Source organism: Okeania sp. SIO2C9 (assembly GCF_010672455.1).
Lineage (GTDB): Bacteria > Cyanobacteriota > Cyanobacteriia > Cyanobacteriales > Microcoleaceae > Okeania.
Genome location: NZ_JAAHGO010000003.1, coordinates 13998 through 36985 on the forward strand (window position 1 = coordinate 13998; position 22988 = coordinate 36985).

Here is a 22988-nt window from a genome sequence, read left to right on the forward strand (position 1 = left end):
TTGATGACTTCACGTCATAACCAAAACCCTATAAGGTAAAGGGCGAAAGCCATTCGCCCCCTACAAATGGTGTATGACTTAATATTATTCGTCGGGATTAATACCCAGTTCTCGCAAACGTTGAGCCAAGCGTTCCGCCCGTTCTCGTTCTTGTTGAACTTGTAATTGAGCCTCTTGGGCTTGTGATTGAGCTTCTTGGACTTGCGATTGAGCCTCTTGAACTTGTGATTGAGCCTCTTGAACTTGCGATTGAGCCTCTTGAACTTGCAATTGTTCTTCTATCGCTGCTTCCTGGGGAGTCGGCACTCGTTCACCGTTAGCAGTGAAGTAACGCAGTTGCTCTCCATCTACTCCTAAGTATAATTCTAATTCTTCACTCCAACGCCAACCTTGGTTATTCGGTTGAATTTCTTGATAGCCATTTTGTTCTAAACGAAATCCTATAAATTCCAAAGTTTCGGGATCGAACCAAAAATATTCTGGGGTACGGAAGTTATCTTGATATAAATTTTTTTTCAAGTTGCGATCGACTCTAGCAGTAGAATCCGACAATAACTCGATAATTAAGTTGGGATATTTACCGTTTTCCTCCCAAACTACCCAGGACTTCCGAGGTCGCTTTTCGGTTTGTTTAACTAAGAAAAAGTCAGGACCACGAAAATCCTTAGTTTTTAGGTACTGGCGACTGTAAAAAATAGTCAAATTAGCACCAATAAAATAATCATTTCTATCGCGCCACAACCATTCCAGACAAGAAACTAGCAACATCAGTTGCATATAATGTTGAGAACTTTCCATTTCGGGTTCGTCGCTTTCTAATTGAGTGGCATCCGGCATTATTGCCTCTAATTGTTGGGCAGTTAAAACCATTGTGCTTTACCTTATAACTAATAAGTATAATTGAGATTATAGCATCGCAAATTTGAGTAGTGCTTGCTGAAAAATTTTGGTATCGACAATTTCTTTTCTTATTCCTGTTCCTCAAAAATCTTATCTAATTTCTCTAGCAATTCTTCAGCTAATTCCAAAAGTTCAATTCCATCCTCTTCATTTTTATCACTTATATCTCGGTTATTACTACCCACACTAAAACCACCAGCTAATATTTTTTTTACAGCAAAAAGACGGTCATCCTCGTCAGAAATTTTCCACATTTTTTCTAACTCTGAAGCTATTTCAAATAAGGATTTATTGGCTAATTTATTTCTGACTTTTACTGCTACTTGATCATCACTTTCAATAAATTCTCTAACGGAAACTTTCTTTTGTGAAAAATGCTGAATAGCTGCCAAGATATACTCACGCAAACTCATTTTTTCCACTTCTGCTAAATCTTCTATTTCCTCTGGCAAATCTATTAATATCATTCCATCATTATCGCTCACCTGAATTAGTTCATCTTCTTGTTTAACTGCTACCAATAAATCTGCATTGAGTTTATGCAAATAATCTAGCACTGATTCTAATTTATGGTCTTTTAATGATGACTCTAATTTAGAAACTGCCGCCTGTTGTACTCCTAATTTTTCTGCTAGTTGGCCTTGAGTTAATCCAGCTTTTTCTCGTAGCGATCGCATAGCATCAGTTAAATATAATCGTAGGTATTCTAATTTACCTGCTAATATTACTTCTGGCTCATCGCTTATGTCTGTTTTTAACCATTCTTGAAAGTTATATTTCATTGTTTTTACCTATTTCTTAAATTCTCTAATCTTTGTCTGGCAATTAGTTTATCTTTTTCTTTAATTGCACCATTATTTTTCTTTTTAAAAGCGTGTAAAATCACAAATCTTTGAGGAGTTAACGTTGTGAGTATAAATCTAGGATTGTGTATACTTTTAGTGAGTTTAAATTCATACAAATCATCCTCCAGTTTATCAAAATTATCCCTAGTCAAAGATGCTAAACCTTTATCGCAGAGATATTTAAGATTAACCTGAAGTCGCTTAGTTTCTGCTTCTGTTAGCTTTGGTTTTGGTAAATCTGGAGATTTCTCTTCTTCCGGTATTAATCTCACAAAAAAAGCTAGTAAATCTTTTGGTATTTTTTCTGTTTCATCTAGATACAATTCCCAATTCCATGTCATTTAGCTACTTAATTACAAACATATCTCTATCCTAATATTCCTTTAACGGAATGTAAAGCTTAATATTCCTTGAGAAGAATATTGTTTGACTAGCGATAAATTTTTGGCTTTATTCAAAATGGAGATGCACCTGAACCAATAAAAGATGTGGTCAAGTTTCCAATGGATAATTGATAATTATAGATAGTCTTCATTATTCATTATCAATTATTCCTATTACTCAAAAATCTTATCTAATTTCTCTAGCAATTCTTCAGCTAATTCCAAAAGTTCAATTCCATCTTCTTCATTTTTATCACTTATATCTCGATTATTACTACCTACACTAACACCACCAGCCAATAATTTTTTTACAGCAAAAATACGTTCATGCTCGTCAGAAATTTGCCACATTTTTTCTAACTCTGAAGCAATTTCTGATGTAGATTTTTCTCGTAATCTTTCCCTGACTTTTACTGCTACTAAATCATCACTTTCGAGCAGAAAAACTATAGAGTCAAAATAAGTATTATCATCCCAATTTTCTAACCAATCTCCATCAATATCTTCCACATAAAGGTCTGCTGCATCTAAGCCAGAATTTAAAATATCATCTTGTAATTTTCGAGCTGATTCTAATAGTTTAGTAAACTCTGCTAATTTCTCTTCGGGAGGATTTTTTTTGTTTGTCGTCATAATATTAATATTTTTCCTCAGTCGATCTACATTCAGTTACAAACTACACTTTAAATAATTACCTTTCTGGAGATTATCGCTGTTATCTAATATGGTTTTGACTAATTCATTTTTAAAATATTTTTTACCTGGATTATAGCTTAAAAAAAGTCCTCTGTCAATTTCCCAAAATACTAGAGTATGTTGCCACTTTTCTACTTTATCTTTAGCAAATTTTTTAGATAAACTTGTAAGTTGAATACATAACGGTTTCTCTTGACTACCACTAACGATAATATCTGTTGCCATAGATAAATCAACAATATAGCGTTGTAAAACTGTGCCTTGATTAAGTTTAATTTGATTAGCGATCGCCTGAATTATTTCCCTATCTTCCTGAGTAAACTTTCCTGACATTAGTTTTTGTTTCCAAATATAAAATTTAGGGTCTTTTTCTTGTAGCCATTTTGGGAATAATTCTTTATACCAATATTGTTCTGTAGGGGTCATTTTCTGATAGTAAGATTCTCGCTCAATTTCCTTTGGGATAGATTTAATAATTAGAAAAATTTGAGAATCTTTAATAAGCTGTCTCAAAAAAAGCATCACAAATTTTTTGGCTGTCAGAGTACCAGGTTTTAAATGTTTAATCCATTTATTTACTTCATCTAATCTTTTTGCCAAATCTGAATCTACTAAAGATGCTCCCTGAATCAAAGATTTTAATTGTGCCTTTATCTCCTTAGCTTGCAAAATATAAATTACCTCCATTGATTATTATTGATTAACTGTTAAGATATAGGCCACAGTAGGAGCCTTGCTCACTAAGTACCTAAATTTTAATAATACCTTGTATAAATTAAGTAATAAATTATTATATTATCATATAATTTGTAAGCATTCAGCTATTAGCTGTCAGCTCTCAGCTCTTATGAGGAGGTTTAAATGAATATAGACTTTAAAGCCTACTTTGGTAGTAGTAAGTATAAATTATGCCTCAATTAGTAAAGCTTTTATCCAAAATTAAAAGTAATAGCTGAAACGCTGATAGCTGACGGCTGTTTGCTTACTATAATTTTAAATAATTACAGCACTCGTAGTTAGAATCAACTATTATGAACTTTTTTGACAAACTACTAAACAGTATAGAACGGAATCAAAGTTTACTTTATCTCGAATTAGATCCAGACCCAGAAAGTTTACCTAAAGAAGCTGCCCACCAAAATATTCCAGCAAAATCTTTATTTGCTAACCCTCCAGAAAAAGATAATCAAGAATTAATTCAAGATTGGTGGGAATGGCTCTATTTTTTAATAACTCAAACAGAAAAATATGTATGTGCTTATAAACTTTCTCTAGGCTATTATCAATGTTTGGGGATACTAGGTTTAGAACTACTTCAGCAAACCATAAAAACTATTCCTTCTGAAATTCCAATTATTTTAGATGCTAAACACGGCGACTTCAATACAAGTACGGTATTTGCTAGGACTATTTTTCAAGATTTACAAGTAGATGCTTGTACAATTTCACCTTACACTGGTCTTGATTTAGTTACACCTTTTTTACTTTATCCAGGCAAAACTGTTTTCCTACTTTGTGCTACAGCAAATTCTTCTGCAGCAGTATTACAAGAATTCCCAAATCAAGAGCAACCTCTTTATCTCAAATTAGTAGAAGAAGCTCAAAGTTGGGGAACTATTGAACAGTTAGGTTTAGAAGTAGGAGTAATGCCAGATATTCTAGCTAGAATCAGAAAAATTGCTCCCGAAAGATTAATATTAATTCAGGGAGATATAGCGCAAGAAAACGATATTGCTAATCCTGAAGAATTAACTCAACTTTTAGCTGCTGGTTTGAATATTAATGGTGAAGGATTATTATTACCAATCCCACCAAAATTATTTGGTACAGCACATCCAAATCAAGAAATTGAAACCTTAAGAGATAGGATTAATGAACAACGTCTACAGGTAGTTGAAGGTAGTCCTACTTGTGAATTGTGGTTGCCAGATGTTTGTTTTTTAAAGCATGAACCACACCGGGATTTAATCTTACAACTTTATGATATTGGCTGTATTATTTTTGGCGACCATGTACAAGCATCGGGGGCGACTTTTCCTTATTATATAGACTTACGAAAAATCATTTCTATTCCTCAAATATTCCATAAAATTGTTACTGCTTATGCAGAGATTATCAAAGAATTAGAATTTGATAGAATTGCAGGTATTCCTTATGGTTCATTGCCCACTGCAACAGGTTTAGCTTTACGTCTAGAACGTCCGATGATATTTCCTCGGAAAGAGGTGAAAGCTTATGGCACTGGTCGATTAATTGAAGGACATTTTCAACCAGGGGAAAAAATTGTTGTTGTGGATGATATTATGATTAGTGGTAATAGTGTAATGAAGGGAGCAGATAAACTTAAATCAGTGGGATTGCAAGTAGAAGATATTGTTGTTTTTATTGACCATGAACGGGGAGTAAAAGATAAGTTACAAGCAAATGGATATCGGAGTTATTCAGTATTGACTTTGACAGAAATTGCTCAAACTTTATATGAGTCTAGCAAGATTAATTCTGAACAATTTGATATTCTGAAAAATCATCATTAATACCAATTTGATAAGTGTTTTTTACAAATAGTAGGGACGTTGCATGCAACGTCTTTACGAAAGAAGGAAGAAGGAAGAAGGAAGAAGGAGAAAATTCTGAAAAAAAAGGTAAAAACGATCAACATAACTATTTTAAATGAACGAAAGCTACTATTTTTAAGCATATTTGATTGACAGGCACTTTTTATAGCATTCTTAGGACTTACGCATGAACGCTATTAGTAGGGTGTGTTAGCGCTAGCATAACAGACCAAGACCCTGTATATAGTGCCTTTGCGTAAGTCCTGATTCTTTTTCACGCTTGGTATAAAATGTAAGCATTTCCTACGGAATGCTCTGCAAACAGATATAAGCATTTCCTACGGAATGCTCCGCAAATAGTATTTCCGTTTGTCATCTGGAAGCAAACAGCTTTTGAAGATAATAACTTACTAAGGTTAGTCGATTGCCTTTTTCTTTCGGTGCGGAATGGGGAAGCAAACATGAGTCTATCCCACTAATATAAAATCCGGTTGAACAGTCGTCCGCAGCGACGAAGCGGAAGCAATCTCCTCAAACCCTGAGATTGCTTCCTTCCACGCAGTGACCGTCGCAATGACTTAGCTATAGTAATTATCCGGATTCTATATAATCAGGACTTACGCAAAGACACTGTGTATAGAGTCCAGTAACTATTGGACAATAGTTATGAGTACTATATATAGCGTATCTGCGTAAGTCCTAATAATATGATTTTTGTGTAATTCACTATTTTTATAGAACCTGAATATATTGGATACTTTCGGTGCGATAATGAGTTAATAACTCATAGCTGATAGCTGATAGCTGACTGCTGTTTGCGCAGCATTCTGTAGGAAATACTTACATTAAAATATAGAAAATATTTAAGTCAGATAATTACGATGAAAAAGTTTTTATTGGTAACAGTTATTAGTAGTTTTATTTCTATCTTAAATCTACAATTTAAGCCTGCTCTAGCTAATCGAATTACTAGAGCTGATTATAATAATTTAAAAATTGGTATGACCTATCAAGAAGTCAAGCAAATATTGGGAAGAGAAGGCAAAGTTTATACAGAATATAATAGCCCAACAACAGAAAATTTTGGTGTAGCATATCGCTGGCTAAATAATGATAATACAGGTATAGTTGCAGTATTTAATTCAGAGAATAAACTGATTAAATTATCTGCTCAAAATTTGAACGCGACTAACTTCGGAGTTAATCGAAAACCTCCTGTAGTTACCAGTACAGATTTTGAAAATATTAAAGTTGGGATGACTTATGATGAAGTTAGAGAAATTATTGGTAGTGAAGGAATAAAACAACCCACAAGAGATAATCCTTTAACTAATGCTAATACTGTTGCATATAATTGGGTTAATCCTGATGGTACAAGTATGAGTATAATTTTTGATTCTAATCAGAAAGTGGTTACTATTCGGACTAAAAATATGAATACTTATAATTTTGGTAATCCTTTCTGGAATCAACCCAAACCAGTTTATTCAATTACCCGACAAAAATATGAAAGATTGCAGTTAGGGATGACATACCAAGAAATAAGAAATATTCTTGGAGCAGAGGGAGAAATAGACCCCGAATTTGACTCAGAAGCTTTTGTACAATCAAGAGAAGCAAGGGAAATGCAAGTTAATAATACTCTTGGTAGAGAACAAGAAGTTACATCAGATGAGTCACAAGCAGAAAATCAAATTAAGGGTGCTTATGAATGGAAAAATCCTGATGATACAGGCATAAAAATAGTCTTTAATATGCAAGACCAAGCAGTTGCTATATATACTTCTGGTTTAGATGTAGGACTTCCTTACAAATAGACATCTTCACCAAAAGAGGGAGTAGGGAGTAGGGAGTAGGGACGTTGCATGCAACGTCCGTACAGGGAAATAATTGATAATTTCTTTGGGATAACTGATTTTATTTTTGATGATTAGAGATGTCTAATCGTGAAAATTTAGCCTAAAAATTGTCGTTTAAAGGCTCCCATTTTAAGGGGATAATAAAGAAAAAATTTCCTTTGAGTCAATTCTCTTCTTTTAAAGGAGAGGTAATTATTAATTATTAATTGTCGAACATATTTATATAGCGTTTTCAAATGATGTGTCAAACAACAGCTAGTTATTTACTAACAGTAAAAAGTTCGGCAAACCTTCTTACCGAGTTATTAATAATTAATAATTAAATAATTCGCGCCTTGAAGCCTCCCCTTTTAAGGGAAAAAAGCGGTCGAGGGATGGCGAGGTCTCCTCGCCATATCCAATCGACCAAGAGAAAAGAAATAATATCTCCTTATATTAAATTCCGTAGCGGTTTTAACCAGAGGTAATTATCAATTATTCATTATCCATTATCAATTAATGAACTGTTGCCTGTTGCCTAAAAGCGACCATGTTTTTTTACGCAACTCTAATGAAATTACTATATATGTCTGAAAATCAAGAATGGCTCGGTTTAATGATTGGAAATACCCGGTTACACTGGGGATATTTTGTGGGTGCAATACTTCAGAAAACCTGGGATATAGATCGTATTCAAGATTTGGAAAATCAGGGAAATATTAATGGAGAAACAGTAGTAATAAAACTACTCAAAAGTATATTAGAAACTCAGAATATAAAATTCAATCATCAGATGCCTTTATTAATAGCATCAGTAGTTCCTCAACAAACAGCACTTTGGCAAACTTATCCTTGGTCTGATATGATTACTTTAGAAAAACTACCGCTGCAAGGACTTTATCCTACCTTGGGAATAGATAGAGCTTTAGCGGTTTTGGGTGCAGGCACAAAATTGGGTTGGCCTGTGCTAGTAATAGATGCTGGTACAGCAATTACTTTTACTGGTGCTGATGTCCAAAAAAAAATAGTGGGGGGGTCTATTTTACCAGGGTTAAGGTTGCAATTATCATCTTTGATAGCAGGAACAGCTATGTTACCTTTGGTCGATATACCAGTAGAGTTACCTCCACGGTGGGCAAAAGAAACAGCAACAGCCATTCAAAGCGGGGTAATATATACAGTATTGGCAGGTATGCAAAATTATATTGTTGCTTGGCGAGAAGAATTTCCTGAAGGACAAATAGTGCTGACAGGAGGCGATCGCATCTTATTATTAACTCATTTCACAAAACTTTTTCCTGAGTTAGGTGCAACTATCATTGATGCACCGGAAGTAATTTTTTGGGGTATAGCAAAAATTTGGGGTTTGCACATTATGAAATGATATTGCCAAAAATTAGTTTAGATTTTGACTAAAAAAACCTAATATTAATCATTCTAGCAATTGATTAATCCAACATTCTGTTCATCAAAAATCTAACATCATTCGTCACTATGCAACGCCAAAATTTAGCGTCAAATATACTAATTTAAAATATAAAAATAAGGTGTTGGTGAATTTAGCTATGATTTTCGTGGCTGTAAGAATAGGTAGGAACGTAATATGCAACGTCCGTACAGTACAGATTAGTTCGTTCAGTATGTTGTTCGGGAACAAGTAATGAAAGGGGTATTAATAATTCTTATGTTGATTACGGTTAGTCCAAATATTTTAATTCTTATGTTGATTCACCAACGCCAAAAATAAATATAAGTAATTTGCTCGGTAAAATAATATATTAATAATAGATTAATATAATTCTGCCCTTACTATACTATCTCATTAGTAGGAGAGTATTTTAGTCCACTTATCAAATCAAAGGAATAAACAGAATATGACAAGTTCGGAAACCCTTGATTCTCAGTTAAATATCAAGGCCGATAATTATAAATCTCCACCATCCAGCCCACGTATCCTATCATTTTTGAGAATATGTGAATATATATCTTTTTCTACTATTATTGGCTCAGGAATTGGTGTTTATTTATTTTCAGATCAGATTAAATTGTCGATAGTTTTAGCAGTTTCTATTGCTTTGTTTATTTTTTTGTATCTCCTAAATCGGCAATTACAAATCAACTACACTAAAACAATCAAGGATTCTGATTTACTTAAAAAAGCAACCTTATACGGTAATGTTTTACAACTAGAAAATTCTCCAGAAAATATTCAGATAACTCAAGAAGTAGAAAAAGCTTTACGTTATACTCAAGAGTTAATAGACGATTACAAAAAGACCAGGAAAAAAGCTAGAAATATCTACTATATTTTGCAGTTAGGCACAATAGTTTTTTCGGGAGTTACCCCCATTTTAGTCCTTGTTGATAAATTGGAAACTGGTCAGGCTTGGTTAAAATGGTTACCTGTAATTTGTCCAGCGATCGCTTCTATAGTTGCTAGTGTTGTAACTTCATTTCCTTTCCAAGAAAATTGGATTTCTGCTAATCGAGTTGTGGAACTCTTAGAAGCAGAACAGGAGAAATTTATCTTAGGTGCAAATGTATCTTATAGAATTTATGATGTAGAAGATACAACTGAACGTGGCAAAAAAGCTAGAAATTCTATAGCTAATTTTATTACTAAGGTAAATACTATTCATCTCAAACAAGTAGAAGGACAGGAATCAACACAACAGGAAGAAAAAAAGGAAGAAAAAAACAACTTATCTGCTGAACAGGCAAAATCCTTGTTAAAGAATACCTAAAAAATATAGTTTTGAGAATCAAGGGAGGAAACAAAAACCTCCCTGAAAAATAGCAACTAAATTTATATTAATGAATATGTTATTAAATAGACCTTCTATATTTACCAGTTTAACTATTTGTTTATTAATGTCAGTCAGTGCTTGTGCAAATAATCCCTCAAGTAAAGAACTAGAAAAAATTTTAGCTGCAGACCCCCAGTTAAAAAATAACCCTCCTTTTAACCAATTAGTTCAAAACACCACTCAAAACAACCAACAACCTGAACAACCAACACAAATTCCGGCTGATTTTCCTTCAGAAATCTCTCCATATCCTAACTCCGAATTAATTGAAAAATCCGAACAAGAGCAAAAAACAGTTTGGAGTAGTTCAGACCCTACTAATGTAGTCCAAAATTTCTATCAAAAAGAATTTCGAGACAAGAATTGGGAAATTATTAGCGAACCTACCGAAGAGGGTAGTGGATCTCTGGTGGCAGAAAAAAATGATTTGCAGGTAGAGGTATCCCTCAAACCAAGCCAAACTCCAGGAACAGCAACAGAATATGAGATAGACTATCAATCCAAGAATGAAGAAACTACTAATATACCCTCGCCTCCACCCGTCCCAGTTTCTCCATCAACTATCCAGCTAGAAACTCAGCCATCTCCCAATTTCACAGCATCACCTATTCCTGAGCCATCTCCAACTACATTATTCCCGGCACCTTTGCCCACTCCCGGAGTAGCCGCGTTACCGACTCCTACACAATTCCCTCCCGGTAATATAACCCCAGTGCCGATACCCACTTCTCCAGAGTCCCCTGTCTTGAAAAAAGCTATTAGAGATGTGCCTTTAGGATTACGTCAATACATAGCAGATTTGTCCAAACTGGGAGTATTTCAGCAGCCACAACCCAAAAATCAAGATAATCCAGATACTACTACTCTTTTAGTCGATCCTCAGAATATTGTTACTAGGCGGGAATATGTTCGGTGGTTGGTAAATACTAATAATAAGATTTTTACTAATAATTCTGCTAAACAAATCCGATTAGCAGGGGTCAATGAAACACCAATTTTTGAAGATGTCCCGAAAACCGACCCAGACTTTGCCATAATTCAAGGTTTGGCAGAAGCTGGTTTAATTCCTAGTCCTTTGTCTGGAGATACTAATGTAGTTAAATTTCGTCCAAATGATTTTTTAACCCGTGAGGATTTGATTATGTGGAAAGTACCTCTAGATTTTCGCAAGCCATTGCCAGAGGCCACAGTGGAGAAAGTTAAAGAAGCTTGGGACTTTCAAGATGCTTCTAGGATTGACCCTGCCGCTTTAAGAGCTGTATTGGCAGATGCTCAAAATAATTTTTCTAATGTTAGGCGGGTTTTTGGTTATACTAAATTGTTTAGGCCAGATAAAACAGTGAGTCGGGCTGAAGCTGCTGCTGTTTTATGGTATTTTGGAGACCAAAAAGAGGGTATATCGGCTCAGATGGCTTTACAACAAAGCCACAATCTTCAGTAGTCAAGATAGTCAAACAGTTTAGCGAAAATTTTTTTTTCATACCCCTTGACATTTATTTAGGAATTCGCTAACTTAGTAAGAGTGAAAAGAAACAAACAAGCCCCCATCGTCTAGAGGCCTAGGACACCTCCCTTTCACGGAGGCGACAGGGATTCGAATTCCCTTGGGGGTATAATAAATTAAGGATAGCAGAAATATTAATTCTGTTATTTTTTGTTTTTTTGGGGAAAATAGTCATAGTCAAGGTCAATATCAGGGGAAGAAGGAAGAAGAAAAAATCTGGCGTTCCCTGAGTTTTAAACTTTTTATATATCCTAGCATTTCCTTCGATTGCTATATCAGTTAGCGTCTTGTATCAGAGGCTATCATTACCTCCTGCAATAGGGAGGCAAGAAGATGCATAATTTTCTTTTTTATCCCCTTATACCAGTTTGAAAAAAGAATGCTATAGGCGTTGCTGAATCAAGGGATGAATCTTTTTGGAACAGGTACATCTGATCTTTCATACTTCTAACTTCTTTTTTCTCCAAGACTACAATTCATCCCACAAATATGCAACGCCTGCTATAAAAAGTGCATCTTGATTCGGATATGCTTAAAAATAACTTCTCCAGTTCATTTTAGATGGTTATATCTATAGTTTTCCCTTTTTTTTCAATATTTATTCCTTCTTGCTTCTTCCTTCTTTCGTACGGACGTTGCATGCAACGTCTATTTGTAACAAACGTTGATCAAATTAGTATTATACCAAATTCAAAAAAGGTAGTTACACCTTAATCTATATTTTTGGCCTTAAATAGAAAATTTTCTCACTTTTATAATTCAAATAATCAGTTATTAAACAGTAAGGACTCGTGTAAAAATAACCATTAGAGTTTTTTTGATGGAAGCTGTATTTCACAATTTATCCCAGATAAAATTTGTACAACTTATTTTTACCGAAAAATTGTGGGTATGCGCCTCCCCTTTTAAGGGAATAATAAGCGGTCGTTTGCGCAGCATGACCTAGGATGGGATGGCGAGGTCTCCTCGCCATATCCAATCGACTCCTGTGAAAAAAAATTTTCATGAATTTGTTAATCCTCTTCAATTTCTTTTCAAGGAGAGGTAATTATTCATTATTCATTATTCATTATTCATTATTCATTGTTGAAATAGCTCCTAAGTTAAATTGATAATAATTAAAAAATCAGTTATCATCTTTAATTAACTAAAAAAAGTATGACATTTTGTCATAGATAAAAATCAGATCAAAGCAGTTGTAATTTCAGAAATTCAGTGCTATTATCTCCATGATTAATTTACTGAAATTTAGGCATTAATAATATGATCTTCAAAAGATTAAAAACTACGGGTATTAGCTGTTGTGCAACTTTAGCGATACTATTTGTTGGTAGTGGGCAAACTAACGCAGCAACAATTACTTATGATTTTGAAATATATGATAATTCCAATCCCAACACTTGTACTTCTCCATTGAGTGCGGGTAAATGTTTCATGGAAAATGGGTTTAATGTAGCAGCATTTTCAGCACAGGAAATAGGCAGTTCATCAGCTTATTTTAGTGATACTTCACATTTTCATGCTCGTCAGAATTATGAAGCTCAACATTTTACTAATGAATTAGGACTTTTAGGTTCATTTATCACTTTAAAAAATGGTGGCATCTTCTCTTTAAAAAGTTTAGATTATCAATTGCGGAAGAATGAAAATGCAATTACTGGTTATACAACAGATGATACTAAAATCTTGATTTCCACAACATTTGATCCAACAATGCAAGTTTCTGGTCAATTTATAGAATATTCCATTGGTAACGATATATCCTTGCCTTTTGAAACTCTATCAATAGATGGTTTTGAAAATATTACTCAAATTTATATTGCTAGTTCTGGTGATGTAAACTTTGATAATATAATGTTAACTCCTGTTCCCGAACCTACTTCAATATTAGGTTTATTAGCTTTCGCAACATTCGGCGCTACTTCTATGTTTAAGCACCAAGATAATTGAAGAAGTTTGTAGGTTGTAGGTTGTAGGTTCAATCTTAAATTGGAGTTGATATAAAATCCGGTATCATCGGCATTATTAAGTATTCAAGAATGGTTTTCCGACCGTTTCCCCCTACTAACGATGCTGGTAGTAAAGGAAATTATATCATTCCAGTTAAATATTAATCTCTCTTTACTCTTTCCTCTTCCCTGCTGTCCAGAATAGGTTTTGTGCCTCATTAAGTTGGAAATTGCTGTAATATGATACCTCAATAAACTTGTCTTCACCGCAGATGAGGTGTGGGGTTTTCAACAAGAGTTGTTCCACAATAATGCTATGGAAAAATCTACTTCCTAATACCTAAAATTAAAAACGCCAGGGCAGGGTAGCGACGATAATATTAATGATTAGATGGTCTATTTTTTTGCGTTCGAATAATCCAGAAACTAATGGATAGAGCAATAATAGCAAATCCTAATCCGATTAAATCTTCTCCTGTTTTTTTATCAATATCAAAGATAATAATTTTCCTAGCTACAGCAATTAAAGAAGTAGCAATTACTAACTCTACTTGAAAGACGTGCTTGCGGAGATAAGCTGTAACATTTTCTAAAATTTCTAGGGCAATTAAAATATTTAAAAATAGTCCAAATATTTCAAATAATGTATCTTTAAACAAAGGATGAGATGTAAAAAAAAGTTGTTGAGAGATAAAAACTATCACGTCAAAGACAGCAAAAATAATTACAGCTATCAATGCTAAAGATAGAATTTTAGATACTATGACTTCTATATTTTCAACTAATCCTAGAAAAAGATCATCTTTTTCAGGAAGAAAAATATTCTTGAGAGTTTTAAGGAAATTCTTCATTTTTATATTTAGTTATATTATTTGAATCAATATTCTACTCTCTATTCCCTATGCCTGATAATTACAGTTGTGCAACATTCTTTAATCTAATTGGTATTAGGGACTTGAGTTCGGATTCGGAAACTGAGAGAATGTTATTTTTTGTTTTTAACTTTTTGAGTGTGCAAAACTCTATTTTTCTTCTGTTGTTTCAATGTCATTAACATTGTTTTGACTAGCAGCAATAATCAAAGAACTTACTCCAACAAAAGCTATTATTCCCACCAAGGTAGCGATTGATAAATTTTTGATTAAAGGAGATAATTCGGAGGTATTAGGTACTCCTGAATCTTGTTCTGGTAAACGATCGGAATTGGATGGCATATTTTAACTCTAGATTTTAGTTTTGCCTAATTAGAATAAGATTATATCAAGTTGGTAATTAGTTATAGCAATCTTATTTGAGTTGTGAGATATTGTAGATTTTTAGGGAACACTTAACTGGGAACAGGGAATGGGAAACACCGAAGCAATAAAATTCTCACATCTGATTCGGTGATTGCTATATATAGTAGTCAAAGGAAAGGGTACGGACATATCAAAAGTTTAAAACTCAGACAATGCCAGATTATTCCTTCTTTCTTCTGCTATAAAAAAACCATATCTTCCCTCTGTTGGAAAAATCTAGCTACTATTGCCACTTTCCCTATCCCCTATTCTCTAGTTTTGAGAGTAATGGGTAAAGAGATAGAAACTGTAGTACCTTGATTTTTTCCAGCACTTTCTAGAGTAATATTACCCCCCATCAATTCCATCAAACTACGAGAAATTGATAATCCCAAACCACAACCACTATAAGCACGAGTAGTCGAACCATCTACCATGACAAAAGATTGAAATAGTTTATACTGTTCCCTTGGTTCTACCCCAATTCCTGTATCTTTAATAGTTACTACTACAATGGGTACTTGATCTATATCATAAGTATTAATACTTGGTTTAATCTGAGCATCAATAGTAATACTACCAGTTTCAGTAAATTTAATTGCATTATCAAGAATATTTAAGAATACTTGCTTTAGCTTTTTGGGGTCAGCTTCTACAAATATGGATTTAGAGATATTAGATTTATAGAGTTGCAGATTTTTTTGTTGAATTATAGATTGCTGAGAATCAATTATTTCATTTAAACAATCATACAAATTTACTAACTTTTTATTGACCGGAAGTTTGCCTTCCTTAATTTGCACCAAATCTAAAAGTTCATTAATTAAATTCAGTAAATGAATAGCAGATTTATCAGCTTGATGTAATAATTCAGTTTCTTCTTCTTGGCTATCACAAAAGCCATCAAGGATTAATTTTATAGAACAAATAATGCTATTAAGTGGAGTCCTCAGTTCATGGGAAATATTTTTCATAAATTCATCCTTGAACTGGTCTGCCTCTTGTAAAGCTGTATTTTTGTTCTCTAATTCAACAAATGTTTTTTTTAACTGTTCGGTCATTTGATTAAATCCTTGAGCTAATACTGCTAGCTCTTCAATGGGAACTTCTTTTACTCTTTGTTCCCATTTTCCAATAGATATAGAAGTTGCTGCTTGCTTTAAATTTTTGACTGGTTTAATAATCAATTCACAACTGAATAAACCAAAAATAATTGCTATTATTAATGCGATGAAACATAGAGCAATAGTAATTCGAGTATTCCCATGAATACGTTCTGTAAAATCTGCTTCGGGAATTACTACCAAAATCAACCAATCTAAACCATATTGATCGTTAAAAGGTACGACTTGTAAAAATTGTTGTTGACCATCAATATCAAAGTTAAGTAATAAATTGCTTTGGATTTGATTGAGATCCTCAAACCTGTCTTTCAGGTGTTTACTTGCAGAATTAACTAAAAGATCATTACTGTTGGAAGCGTCTATTAATTCTAAATCCCCATTGTCTTGAATAAAAGGTTCAGAAGTGGCGGAACTAGCGATTAATTGTCCATAACGATTTAAAATGAAAGCTTCCCCAGATTTACTAATCTTCAAGCGTTTGAGAAAGTCATGCAATTGAGAGAAGGTGAGAGTAGCAGTGACTAAAGCGATCGCATTATCATCATTATCAATTACTGGTTGAGTCGCCATAATTTCTACTCTTTGATCAATGAGCGATCTAAATATCTCACCCCAACCTGCTTTACCTGTAGCGATACCATCTTGATACCATGGTCGTATATGGGGGTCGTACTCCGGAACTACTTTTGTGAGATTAGTCCGCACCCCTTGAGCGTTGGTAGCATATTCCTGAAGTTCTCCTTTTGTCGATTCGTCTGTAATGATGATATTAAATCTATTATTATCTTGGCGACTGACTGCGATCATTGTTCCTGATGTAGATGTAATACCAATGACACCAATGGAATCAAAAGACTGAATTTGTTGCCATAAATGACGCTCCACATCATTAATTTCTTGAATATTAAGTTGATTAAGACGAATAGCATTTACATTTAGTTGATTAACCAAATGGGGAGTCTCTAAAAAAATATTCAGTTTCTGCTGAATACGAGCTGTAATTTCGTTTTGTAACTGATTAGCTAGGTCGTTGATAGCGCGCTTACCATTGGTAAATGAAAGATATCCCACTAATCCTACTGTTGCTATAATTTGCAGCACAAATGGGACAATGACTACGACTCGTAGGGGGAGTTTTGGTGGGGATTGGTAAAACAGAGGGTTTAATGATAACTTTGGCATGGTAGCGATCGCTAATTTTTTCCTACTTACATTTCAATTATACAGATACAATTTGCTCAAGTTTTTGATTATTTTTGATTCCAGATTGTAATTCCTTGCCAGTTCGTAGGTGTGCCCTTTGATAAAAAATTATTCACTCGTTCTAAATAAATTTCTGCCACTTTATCATTTGGATTTACTGTTAATACTTTCTGGAAATATTCCTTTGCCATGGTAAATTCTTGTTGTTGATAATGTAAAACTCCTTGAGCAAAATTTGACTTAACCTGTCTTTTTAACTTTAGCAAAGATTCGGTTTCTCCATCCATAACTTCATAAATTTTAATGGGATGATTCCGCCCTTTAACCTGGACTAGATCTAAAAATCTAATTTGATATTGATTTGCATCTACTAAATTATTAAATACTGCTTCACTAATAATGATAGAAACGCCATAAAATTTTGTTAATCCTTCTAAACGAGCAGCTAAGTTTACATTATCTGAAAAAGCATCACCTTGCATTCTTGCTTGTTCTCCCACCATACCTACCATCATTTGTCCAAAGTGAATGCCAATGCCAATTGAAATAGGTTTATAACCTTGATTTTTCCTAATAATATTGTATTCTACAACTTCTTTTATTTTGGCAATACCTGCCTTAACAGCATCATCTGCTCCATTAGGAAATACAGCCATCATTCCATCTCCTAAATATTTGACTATAAATCCATAATTATCTCTAACTTTTGGACTGACATGCCCTAAATATGAATTAACAAAGTTAAAGTTTTCTTGGGGTGTCATTGTTTCTGAAAGAGCGGTAAAAGAGCGAATATCAGAAAACATTACTGCCATTTTTTTACTTACATGATTGCCTAATTCCACATCAATTATAGAGTCTTTTTTGAGGAATCTGAGAAATTCGTGAGGCACAAATCGACTATAGGAACTGTTAATTTGAGATAGTCTCAAATGAGTTTTAAGTCTGGCAATTAGTTCATTTTTAGAAATAGGTTTAGTCAGATAATCATTAGCACCAACATTCAACCCTTCTACTAAATCGTAAACTTGATTTTTAGCAGTCAACATCAGAATTGGTAACTCACTAGGTAAGAAATTTTGTCGTAATTTTTGTGTAACTTCATAACCAGTCATTTTTGGCATCATTACGTCTAATAAAATTAGATCGGGCTGACAACCTTGTTCAATTATTTTCAAAGCTTCTATACCATTCATTGCTTGAACTATGGCATAATTTTGGAGGGATAAAATATTGACGAGTACCTGTAAGTTTACTGGTTCATCATCGACAATCATAATTTGAAATCTTTGGACAGTTTCTAGTGGTTTAATTGCATCATCCTTTGACTCTTCTTGAATAACAATATCTTCTTCTTTTTCTCCAGTTATAGCTATATTATTAGCATCTGTAAATCTTGATATATCGGAATTGTTACTAATAGCAAGTTCTGTAGATATTGGCAGAGTGAAAGTAAATTGAGAACCTATTTCAATTTGAGATTTCACCCAAATTTTTCCTCCGTGCAATTCCACCAGTTTTTTAGTAACTGCTAAACCTAAACCAGTACCTCCATATTGACGAGCTGTGGAACCATCAGCTTGTTCAAATGATTCAAATATTCTGTATAGTTTATCTTCTGCAATACCAATACCAGTATCAGAAATAGTAATTGCTAATTGTTGGTTTTTGAGAATTGGATGCTGACTATTGAACTGGGAATTTTCTTGTTGATTAATAATCTCTACCGATATCTCTACTTTCCCAGTATCTGTAAATTTAATCCCATTACCAATCAGGTTATATAAAATTTGATGCAGGCGATTTTCATCAGCATAAACCGGAGGTAAATCAACAGGAATAGAATTAACTAATTCTAAATTTTTAGTACCTATTAAAGATTGACAAAGAGTGACAACTACTTCTGTTATTTCTCTGATCCCTACAGGTTTTAACTGCAACTCCAGATTTTGATGTTTCAGTTTAGCAAAATCAAGAATATCATTGACTAAATCTGTAAGTCGATGACCACTTTGAGCAATCATTAATAAATTTTTTTGCTGTATTTCCGATAATTCTCCTGTTGCTCCATCTAACATTGATTCAGCAATTCCAATCATTCCATTCAGAGGAGTACGAAGTTCGTGAGAAGTATTTGCTAAAAATTCATCTTTAAGTTTATCTAATCTTTGTAAGTCATAATTTTTCGCTTGTAGAGTAGTAAATGATTCTTGTAATTGTACAGCCATTGTATTAAATGAATGGGCTAATTCTCCTAGTTCATCAGAGTGTTTAATATCTACTTTTTGTTGCCAATTTCCTTGAGCAAAATTCCTAGCTGCTTTATTCAAGCTGATAATTGGTTGAATCACCCATCTAGAAGTTAAAATTCCACCAAGTATTGCTAATCCTAAAGCTCCTAACCATAATAAAATTGTATTGCGTCTTTGAATATTAATTTCTTCCATAAAATCTGCTTCTGGAACTACTACTACAATAATCCAGTCAATACCCAAACCATATTTTACAGGTTTGATTTCTAGGAAGTGACGTTGATTATTAAACTCAAAACTTAGCTGTTGACTTTGATTGATTTTAGTCAGGCCAAGGAAAGTTTTATGTAAGTATTGAGCTGAAGCTTTAATTACGGGTACACTACTTTCTATCGCTGGCAGTCGTTGTAAATTTTGTTCATTACCTGGAGTCATAAATAACTCTTCTGAAATGGATGTAGCCACTATTAATCCAGAACGTTCAACAATAAATACTTTTCCTGATTTACCTATCTTTAGTTTACTTAAAAATTGACTGATTTTATCAAGAGTTAAATCTATACTAAGTACACCTTTACGAATACCTTTTTCATCATAATAAGGTAATCCATTAGAAATGCCAAAATTATCTCCATCTATCCAAAGATAAATTTTACTCCAGGTAGGATTTCCCGCTTCGATAACAGCTTGATACCAAGGTCTATTCCTCGGATCGTATGGAAAACTTTCAATTCGTGGTTGGATAATATTTCCCTGTCGATCAAGAGTATATTTTTCTAGATTTCCTGCTGTTAAATAATCACTAATTCCTAATTGTAAGCTTTGATCTTCTAATCTAATCAACCATACTACTTCTCCTTCGGTAGAGCCAAAACTAATACTACTAATATTTGGAAATAGTTGCATTTGTTTAAATAAATATTGTTGCCAATCCCAGAGTTGTTCTACATCTAAATTATTGAGACGAATAGCATCTCTATTAACTTGATTAATCAATGGAGGAATTTTTAGATAGCTTTCTAAATGTTCATCGACACGGGTTGTCACTCCATTGAGTAATTGACTAGCAACATTATTGACTGCTTTTTGTCCATTGCGTAACGAGAGCCATCCGGTCAAACCTACAGCAAACATAATTTGCAGCACAATAGGTAATACAAAAACTTTACGTAGAGAAGCTTTTCGATATTTATTCTTATTTGAACCATCTAAATATTGATTTGACATAAGTAAATTAACCCTGGTATTACTATGACTTTGAAATTATTGAAACAAAAATTAAAATACAATACTTACCATAGCAATTTTTAAATTCATTGATGATTTAATTGAATCGCCTTTCATAAATATTAATTTATAACTCTAGTTATAGCTTCTTCCATTTTCCATCTTCCCTATTCCTTAAAGTTTAATATTGATCTTCAATTTCAGTATGATTTGCTTCCAGAAAATAAGTACAGTCTTGAGAGATTTAATCAAGTTAAAAAATAAAAAATCAAGGTTGTTTATGCCCCTAAAACTAATCATGGAATTTAATTTTTGACTTTTGGCTTGGTAAATGGGTATGATGAAATTATTAGTTGTTGGTAAAAAAGAGGAAAAATGCGAATACTAATTATGGGTGGGACTCGATTTATTGGAGTCTATTTAACTAAAATTCTAGTTGAACAAGGACATGAAGTGGTGCTATTTAACCGTGGTAATAAACCGAGTCCAGTTCCAGAAGTTAAAGAAATTCATGGCGATCGCACAGATGCCACCCAACTCAAAGAAAAATTAGCGCCAGAAAAATTTGATGCTATTTTTGATAATAATGGCAGAAAATTAACTGATACAAAACCTTTAGCTGAAATCTTCAAAGACCGAGTACAACATTTCATTTATATGAGTTCTGCGGGGGTTTATTTAAAGTCTGACCAAATGCCTCATATAGAAGGAGATGCTATAGACCCAAAAAGTCGTCATTTAGGAAAATATGAAACAGAAACAGAGTTAACAAATCAAGGTTTACCCTGGACTTCAATTCGCCCTACTTATATTTATGGACCACAAAACTATAACGATCTAGAAGCATGGTTTTTTGACAGAATTGTACGCGATCGCCCGATTCCTATTCCGGGAAATGGACTCCACATTACTCAATTAGGTCATGTCAAAGATTTAGCAATGGCAATGGCAAATGTATTAGGAAACGATCGAGCAATTGGGCAAATTTATAATGTTTCTGGAGAGCGTTATGTAACTTTTGATGGTTTAGCTCGTGCTTGTGCTGAAGCTGCTGGAAAATCTCCTGATTCTATTAAGTTAGTGCATTACGATCCGAAGCAATTTGACTTTGGAAAAAAGAAAGCCTTTCCATTACGAACTCAACATTTCTTTGCCAGTATAAATAAAGCTATAACTGAACTAAATTGGCAGCCAAAATTTGATTTAGTTTCTGGTTTGAAAGATTCATTTGAAAATGATTTTCTTGCCTCCGGTCGTGACAAAAAAGAAGTAGATTTTTCAATTGATGATGAAATTTTATAGTGTGTAGCGCTAGGGAATAGGGAATAGTTTTCATTAATGGATAATTACCTCTGTTTAAAACCGTTACGGAATTGAATATAAGGAAGTATTATTTCTTCTCTTGGTCGATTGGTTGATTGGATATGGCGAGGTCTCCTTGCCATCCCATCCTACGGAATGCTCCGCAAACGACCGCTGTCTTGGTTGATTGGATATGGCGAGGGGACCCGCTCTTGACAGAGCCGCTCCGCTTTTAGCGCAGCTTTGCGATAGCAAACGCCATCCCTCAACCGCTTTTTTCCCCTTGAAAGGGGAGACTAATAAAGCTGAATTATTTAATTAATAGAGTTGTTGGGAAATAAAAAATTAAAATGCTCAAAAGCTTACTGTATAAGAGTTTCAGAATTTTAGAATTCAAAGCACTATAAACCTTGACTGATAAGGGTTTTAGCCATTTTTTGGGTTTGATTCCCAACAACTCTAATAATTATTAATTATTCGGTAAAAACATTTCCGGATTTGGTGAATCAACATAAGAATTAAGATACAGCACATTCCATTTTTAGGTACGCCCATCGTGGGCAAGATGCCCGCACTACATACATTACAGAGGATAAATTCAATGAACTTTGATATTTTTGACGAGGAATATTATCTACAACAAAATCCAGGTATTAGTGCAGCAATTACTCAAGGTCTAGTAACATCAGGATTAGATCATTTTCAACGTTATGGTTTAACAGAAGGACGCACAAAAGTTTCCCGTTACTATGACGAAACAACCTACTTAGAAAATAATCCTGGTGTAGCTAATATTCTACAAACAAACATATTTGCGTCAGGACTAGAACATTTCATTAATTATGGTTATGAAGAGGGACGCAACAATACAAGTCCTGATTATGATGAAACTTTGGCGTTGGTGAATTACTGTATGATATTCATCTTAATTACTGAGGAGACAGGAGACAGGAGACAGGAGACAGGAGGGAAGAAAGAAGAAGAAAGAAGAAGAAGAAAGAAGAAGAAAGAAGAAGAAAGAAGAAGAAAGTTTTTTGTTTGCTGGCGCACAACGCAGGTTAACGCGAAGCGTTGCGTCAGCACGATCGCGTAAGCGTCAGGTCGTTCTATAACGCTCTGATCTGGA

At 33.8% G+C, this 22988-nt stretch carries 17 protein-coding genes and 1 tRNA gene; 9 read left to right on the top strand and 9 right to left on the bottom strand.

Annotated features, from left to right (window positions below; all coding sequences use genetic code 11):
* Window positions 1-84 precede the first annotated feature (84 nt).
* From F6K23_RS02495 to F6K23_RS02515, 5 genes are all read right to left on the bottom strand, one after another.
* A complete protein-coding gene (locus F6K23_RS02495; RefSeq protein WP_293150204.1) occupies window positions 85-870 on the bottom strand; it encodes a Uma2 family endonuclease in 786 nt (261 codons plus the stop codon).
* A 98-nt stretch (window positions 871-968) separates the two neighbouring features.
* On the bottom strand, window positions 969-1682 hold the full coding sequence (locus F6K23_RS02500; protein ID WP_293150206.1) for a helix-turn-helix domain-containing protein: 714 nt from the start codon (window positions 1680-1682) through the stop codon (window positions 969-971).
* A gap of 5 nt (window positions 1683-1687) precedes the next feature.
* Complete coding sequence (locus tag F6K23_RS02505) at window positions 1688-2086, bottom strand: type II toxin-antitoxin system RelE/ParE family toxin (RefSeq protein WP_293150208.1); 399 nt, start codon at window positions 2084-2086, stop codon at window positions 1688-1690.
* A 216-nt stretch (window positions 2087-2302) separates the two neighbouring features.
* Window positions 2303-2761 (bottom strand): hypothetical protein, encoded by a 459-nt coding sequence (locus tag F6K23_RS02510; RefSeq protein ID WP_293150210.1) that lies wholly within the window; start codon window positions 2759-2761, stop codon window positions 2303-2305.
* A 36-nt stretch (window positions 2762-2797) separates the two neighbouring features.
* Window positions 2798-3511: a hypothetical protein gene (locus F6K23_RS02515; protein WP_293150212.1), complete on the bottom strand. Its 714-nt coding sequence runs from the start codon at window positions 3509-3511 to the stop codon at window positions 2798-2800.
* A 344-nt stretch (window positions 3512-3855) separates the two neighbouring features.
* On the opposite strand from F6K23_RS02515, the gene F6K23_RS02520 reads away from it, so the two are divergent.
* The 7 genes from F6K23_RS02520 to F6K23_RS02550 all read left to right on the top strand — a co-directional run bounded on the left by F6K23_RS02520 (window position 3856) and on the right by F6K23_RS02550 (window position 13478).
* Window positions 3856-5358 carry a bifunctional orotidine-5'-phosphate decarboxylase/orotate phosphoribosyltransferase gene (locus F6K23_RS02520; protein WP_293150214.1) on the top strand — a complete coding sequence of 501 codons (1503 nt, stop codon included), beginning with the start codon at window positions 3856-3858 and terminating at the stop codon, window positions 5356-5358.
* A 902-nt stretch (window positions 5359-6260) separates the two neighbouring features.
* Window positions 6261-7196: a hypothetical protein gene (locus F6K23_RS02525; RefSeq protein WP_293150216.1), complete on the top strand. Its 936-nt coding sequence runs from the start codon at window positions 6261-6263 to the stop codon at window positions 7194-7196.
* A 607-nt stretch (window positions 7197-7803) separates the two neighbouring features.
* Complete coding sequence (locus F6K23_RS02530) at window positions 7804-8601, top strand: pantothenate kinase (protein ID WP_293150218.1); 798 nt, start codon at window positions 7804-7806, stop codon at window positions 8599-8601.
* 490 nt (window positions 8602-9091) lie between these two features.
* Window positions 9092-9961 carry a DUF4231 domain-containing protein gene (locus F6K23_RS02535; RefSeq protein ID WP_293150220.1) on the top strand — a complete coding sequence of 290 codons (870 nt, stop codon included), beginning with the start codon at window positions 9092-9094 and terminating at the stop codon, window positions 9959-9961.
* Window positions 9962-10031: 70 nt separating this feature from the next.
* Window positions 10032-11465: an S-layer homology domain-containing protein gene (locus F6K23_RS02540; protein WP_293150222.1), complete on the top strand. Its 1434-nt coding sequence runs from the start codon at window positions 10032-10034 to the stop codon at window positions 11463-11465.
* 99 nt (window positions 11466-11564) lie between these two features.
* A tRNA-Glu gene (locus tag F6K23_RS02545) sits at window positions 11565-11637 on the top strand.
* Between the two features lie 1154 nt (window positions 11638-12791).
* Window positions 12792-13478, top strand: a complete 687-nt coding sequence (locus tag F6K23_RS02550) for a hypothetical protein (RefSeq protein ID WP_293150223.1) — start codon at window positions 12792-12794, stop codon at window positions 13476-13478.
* A gap of 379 nt (window positions 13479-13857) precedes the next feature.
* On the opposite strand, the gene F6K23_RS02555 is transcribed toward F6K23_RS02550, so the two are convergent.
* The 4 genes from F6K23_RS02555 to F6K23_RS02570 all read right to left on the bottom strand — a co-directional run bounded on the left by F6K23_RS02555 (window position 13858) and on the right by F6K23_RS02570 (window position 20560).
* Complete coding sequence (locus F6K23_RS02555; protein ID WP_293150224.1) at window positions 13858-14328, bottom strand: phosphate-starvation-inducible PsiE family protein; 471 nt, start codon at window positions 14326-14328, stop codon at window positions 13858-13860.
* 171 nt (window positions 14329-14499) lie between these two features.
* Window positions 14500-14691, bottom strand: a complete 192-nt coding sequence (locus F6K23_RS02560; RefSeq protein ID WP_293150226.1) for a hypothetical protein — start codon at window positions 14689-14691, stop codon at window positions 14500-14502.
* 329 nt (window positions 14692-15020) lie between these two features.
* Complete coding sequence (locus F6K23_RS02565) at window positions 15021-17060, bottom strand: sensor histidine kinase (protein ID WP_293150228.1); 2040 nt, start codon at window positions 17058-17060, stop codon at window positions 15021-15023.
* 68 nt (window positions 17061-17128) lie between these two features.
* Complete coding sequence (locus F6K23_RS02570) at window positions 17129-20560, bottom strand: response regulator (protein ID WP_293150230.1); 3432 nt, start codon at window positions 20558-20560, stop codon at window positions 17129-17131.
* A 375-nt stretch (window positions 20561-20935) separates the two neighbouring features.
* On the opposite strand from F6K23_RS02570, the gene F6K23_RS02575 reads away from it, so the two are divergent.
* Together F6K23_RS02575 and F6K23_RS02580 are read left to right on the top strand one after the other, a co-directional pair.
* Window positions 20936-21862, top strand: coding sequence for an NAD-dependent epimerase/dehydratase family protein (locus tag F6K23_RS02575; protein ID WP_293150232.1), 927 nt, complete (start codon window positions 20936-20938; stop codon window positions 21860-21862).
* Window positions 21863-22463: 601 nt separating this feature from the next.
* Window positions 22464-22955, top strand: a complete 492-nt coding sequence (locus tag F6K23_RS02580) for a hypothetical protein (protein ID WP_293150234.1) — start codon at window positions 22464-22466, stop codon at window positions 22953-22955.
* Window positions 22956-22988: the final 33 nt, after the last annotated feature.

Coding starts and splice junctions, on each gene's coding strand:
- F6K23_RS02505 (WP_293150208.1), bottom strand. CDS start 2,086: ATGACATGGAATTGGGAATTGTATCTAGATGAAACAGAAAAAATACCA.
- F6K23_RS02550 (WP_293150223.1), top strand. CDS start 12,792: ATGATCTTCAAAAGATTAAAAACTACGGGTATTAGCTGTTGTGCAACT.
- F6K23_RS02580 (WP_293150234.1), top strand. CDS start 22,464: ATGAACTTTGATATTTTTGACGAGGAATATTATCTACAACAAAATCCA.
- F6K23_RS02540 (WP_293150222.1), top strand. CDS start 10,032: ATGAATATGTTATTAAATAGACCTTCTATATTTACCAGTTTAACTATT.
- F6K23_RS02555 (WP_293150224.1), bottom strand. CDS start 14,328: ATGAAGAATTTCCTTAAAACTCTCAAGAATATTTTTCTTCCTGAAAAA.
- F6K23_RS02510 (WP_293150210.1), bottom strand. CDS start 2,761: ATGACGACAAACAAAAAAAATCCTCCCGAAGAGAAATTAGCAGAGTTT.
- F6K23_RS02495 (WP_293150204.1), bottom strand. CDS start 870: ATGGTTTTAACTGCCCAACAATTAGAGGCAATAATGCCGGATGCCACT.
- F6K23_RS02500 (WP_293150206.1), bottom strand. CDS start 1,682: ATGAAATATAACTTTCAAGAATGGTTAAAAACAGACATAAGCGATGAG.
- F6K23_RS02560 (WP_293150226.1), bottom strand. CDS start 14,691: ATGCCATCCAATTCCGATCGTTTACCAGAACAAGATTCAGGAGTACCT.
- F6K23_RS02535 (WP_293150220.1), top strand. CDS start 9,092: ATGACAAGTTCGGAAACCCTTGATTCTCAGTTAAATATCAAGGCCGAT.
- F6K23_RS02565 (WP_293150228.1), bottom strand. CDS start 17,060: ATGCCAAAGTTATCATTAAACCCTCTGTTTTACCAATCCCCACCAAAA.
- F6K23_RS02530 (WP_293150218.1), top strand. CDS start 7,804: ATGTCTGAAAATCAAGAATGGCTCGGTTTAATGATTGGAAATACCCGG.
- F6K23_RS02520 (WP_293150214.1), top strand. CDS start 3,856: ATGAACTTTTTTGACAAACTACTAAACAGTATAGAACGGAATCAAAGT.
- F6K23_RS02515 (WP_293150212.1), bottom strand. CDS start 3,511: ATGGAGGTAATTTATATTTTGCAAGCTAAGGAGATAAAGGCACAATTA.
- F6K23_RS02575 (WP_293150232.1), top strand. CDS start 20,936: ATGCGAATACTAATTATGGGTGGGACTCGATTTATTGGAGTCTATTTA.
- F6K23_RS02570 (WP_293150230.1), bottom strand. CDS start 20,560: ATGTCAAATCAATATTTAGATGGTTCAAATAAGAATAAATATCGAAAA.
- F6K23_RS02525 (WP_293150216.1), top strand. CDS start 6,261: ATGAAAAAGTTTTTATTGGTAACAGTTATTAGTAGTTTTATTTCTATC.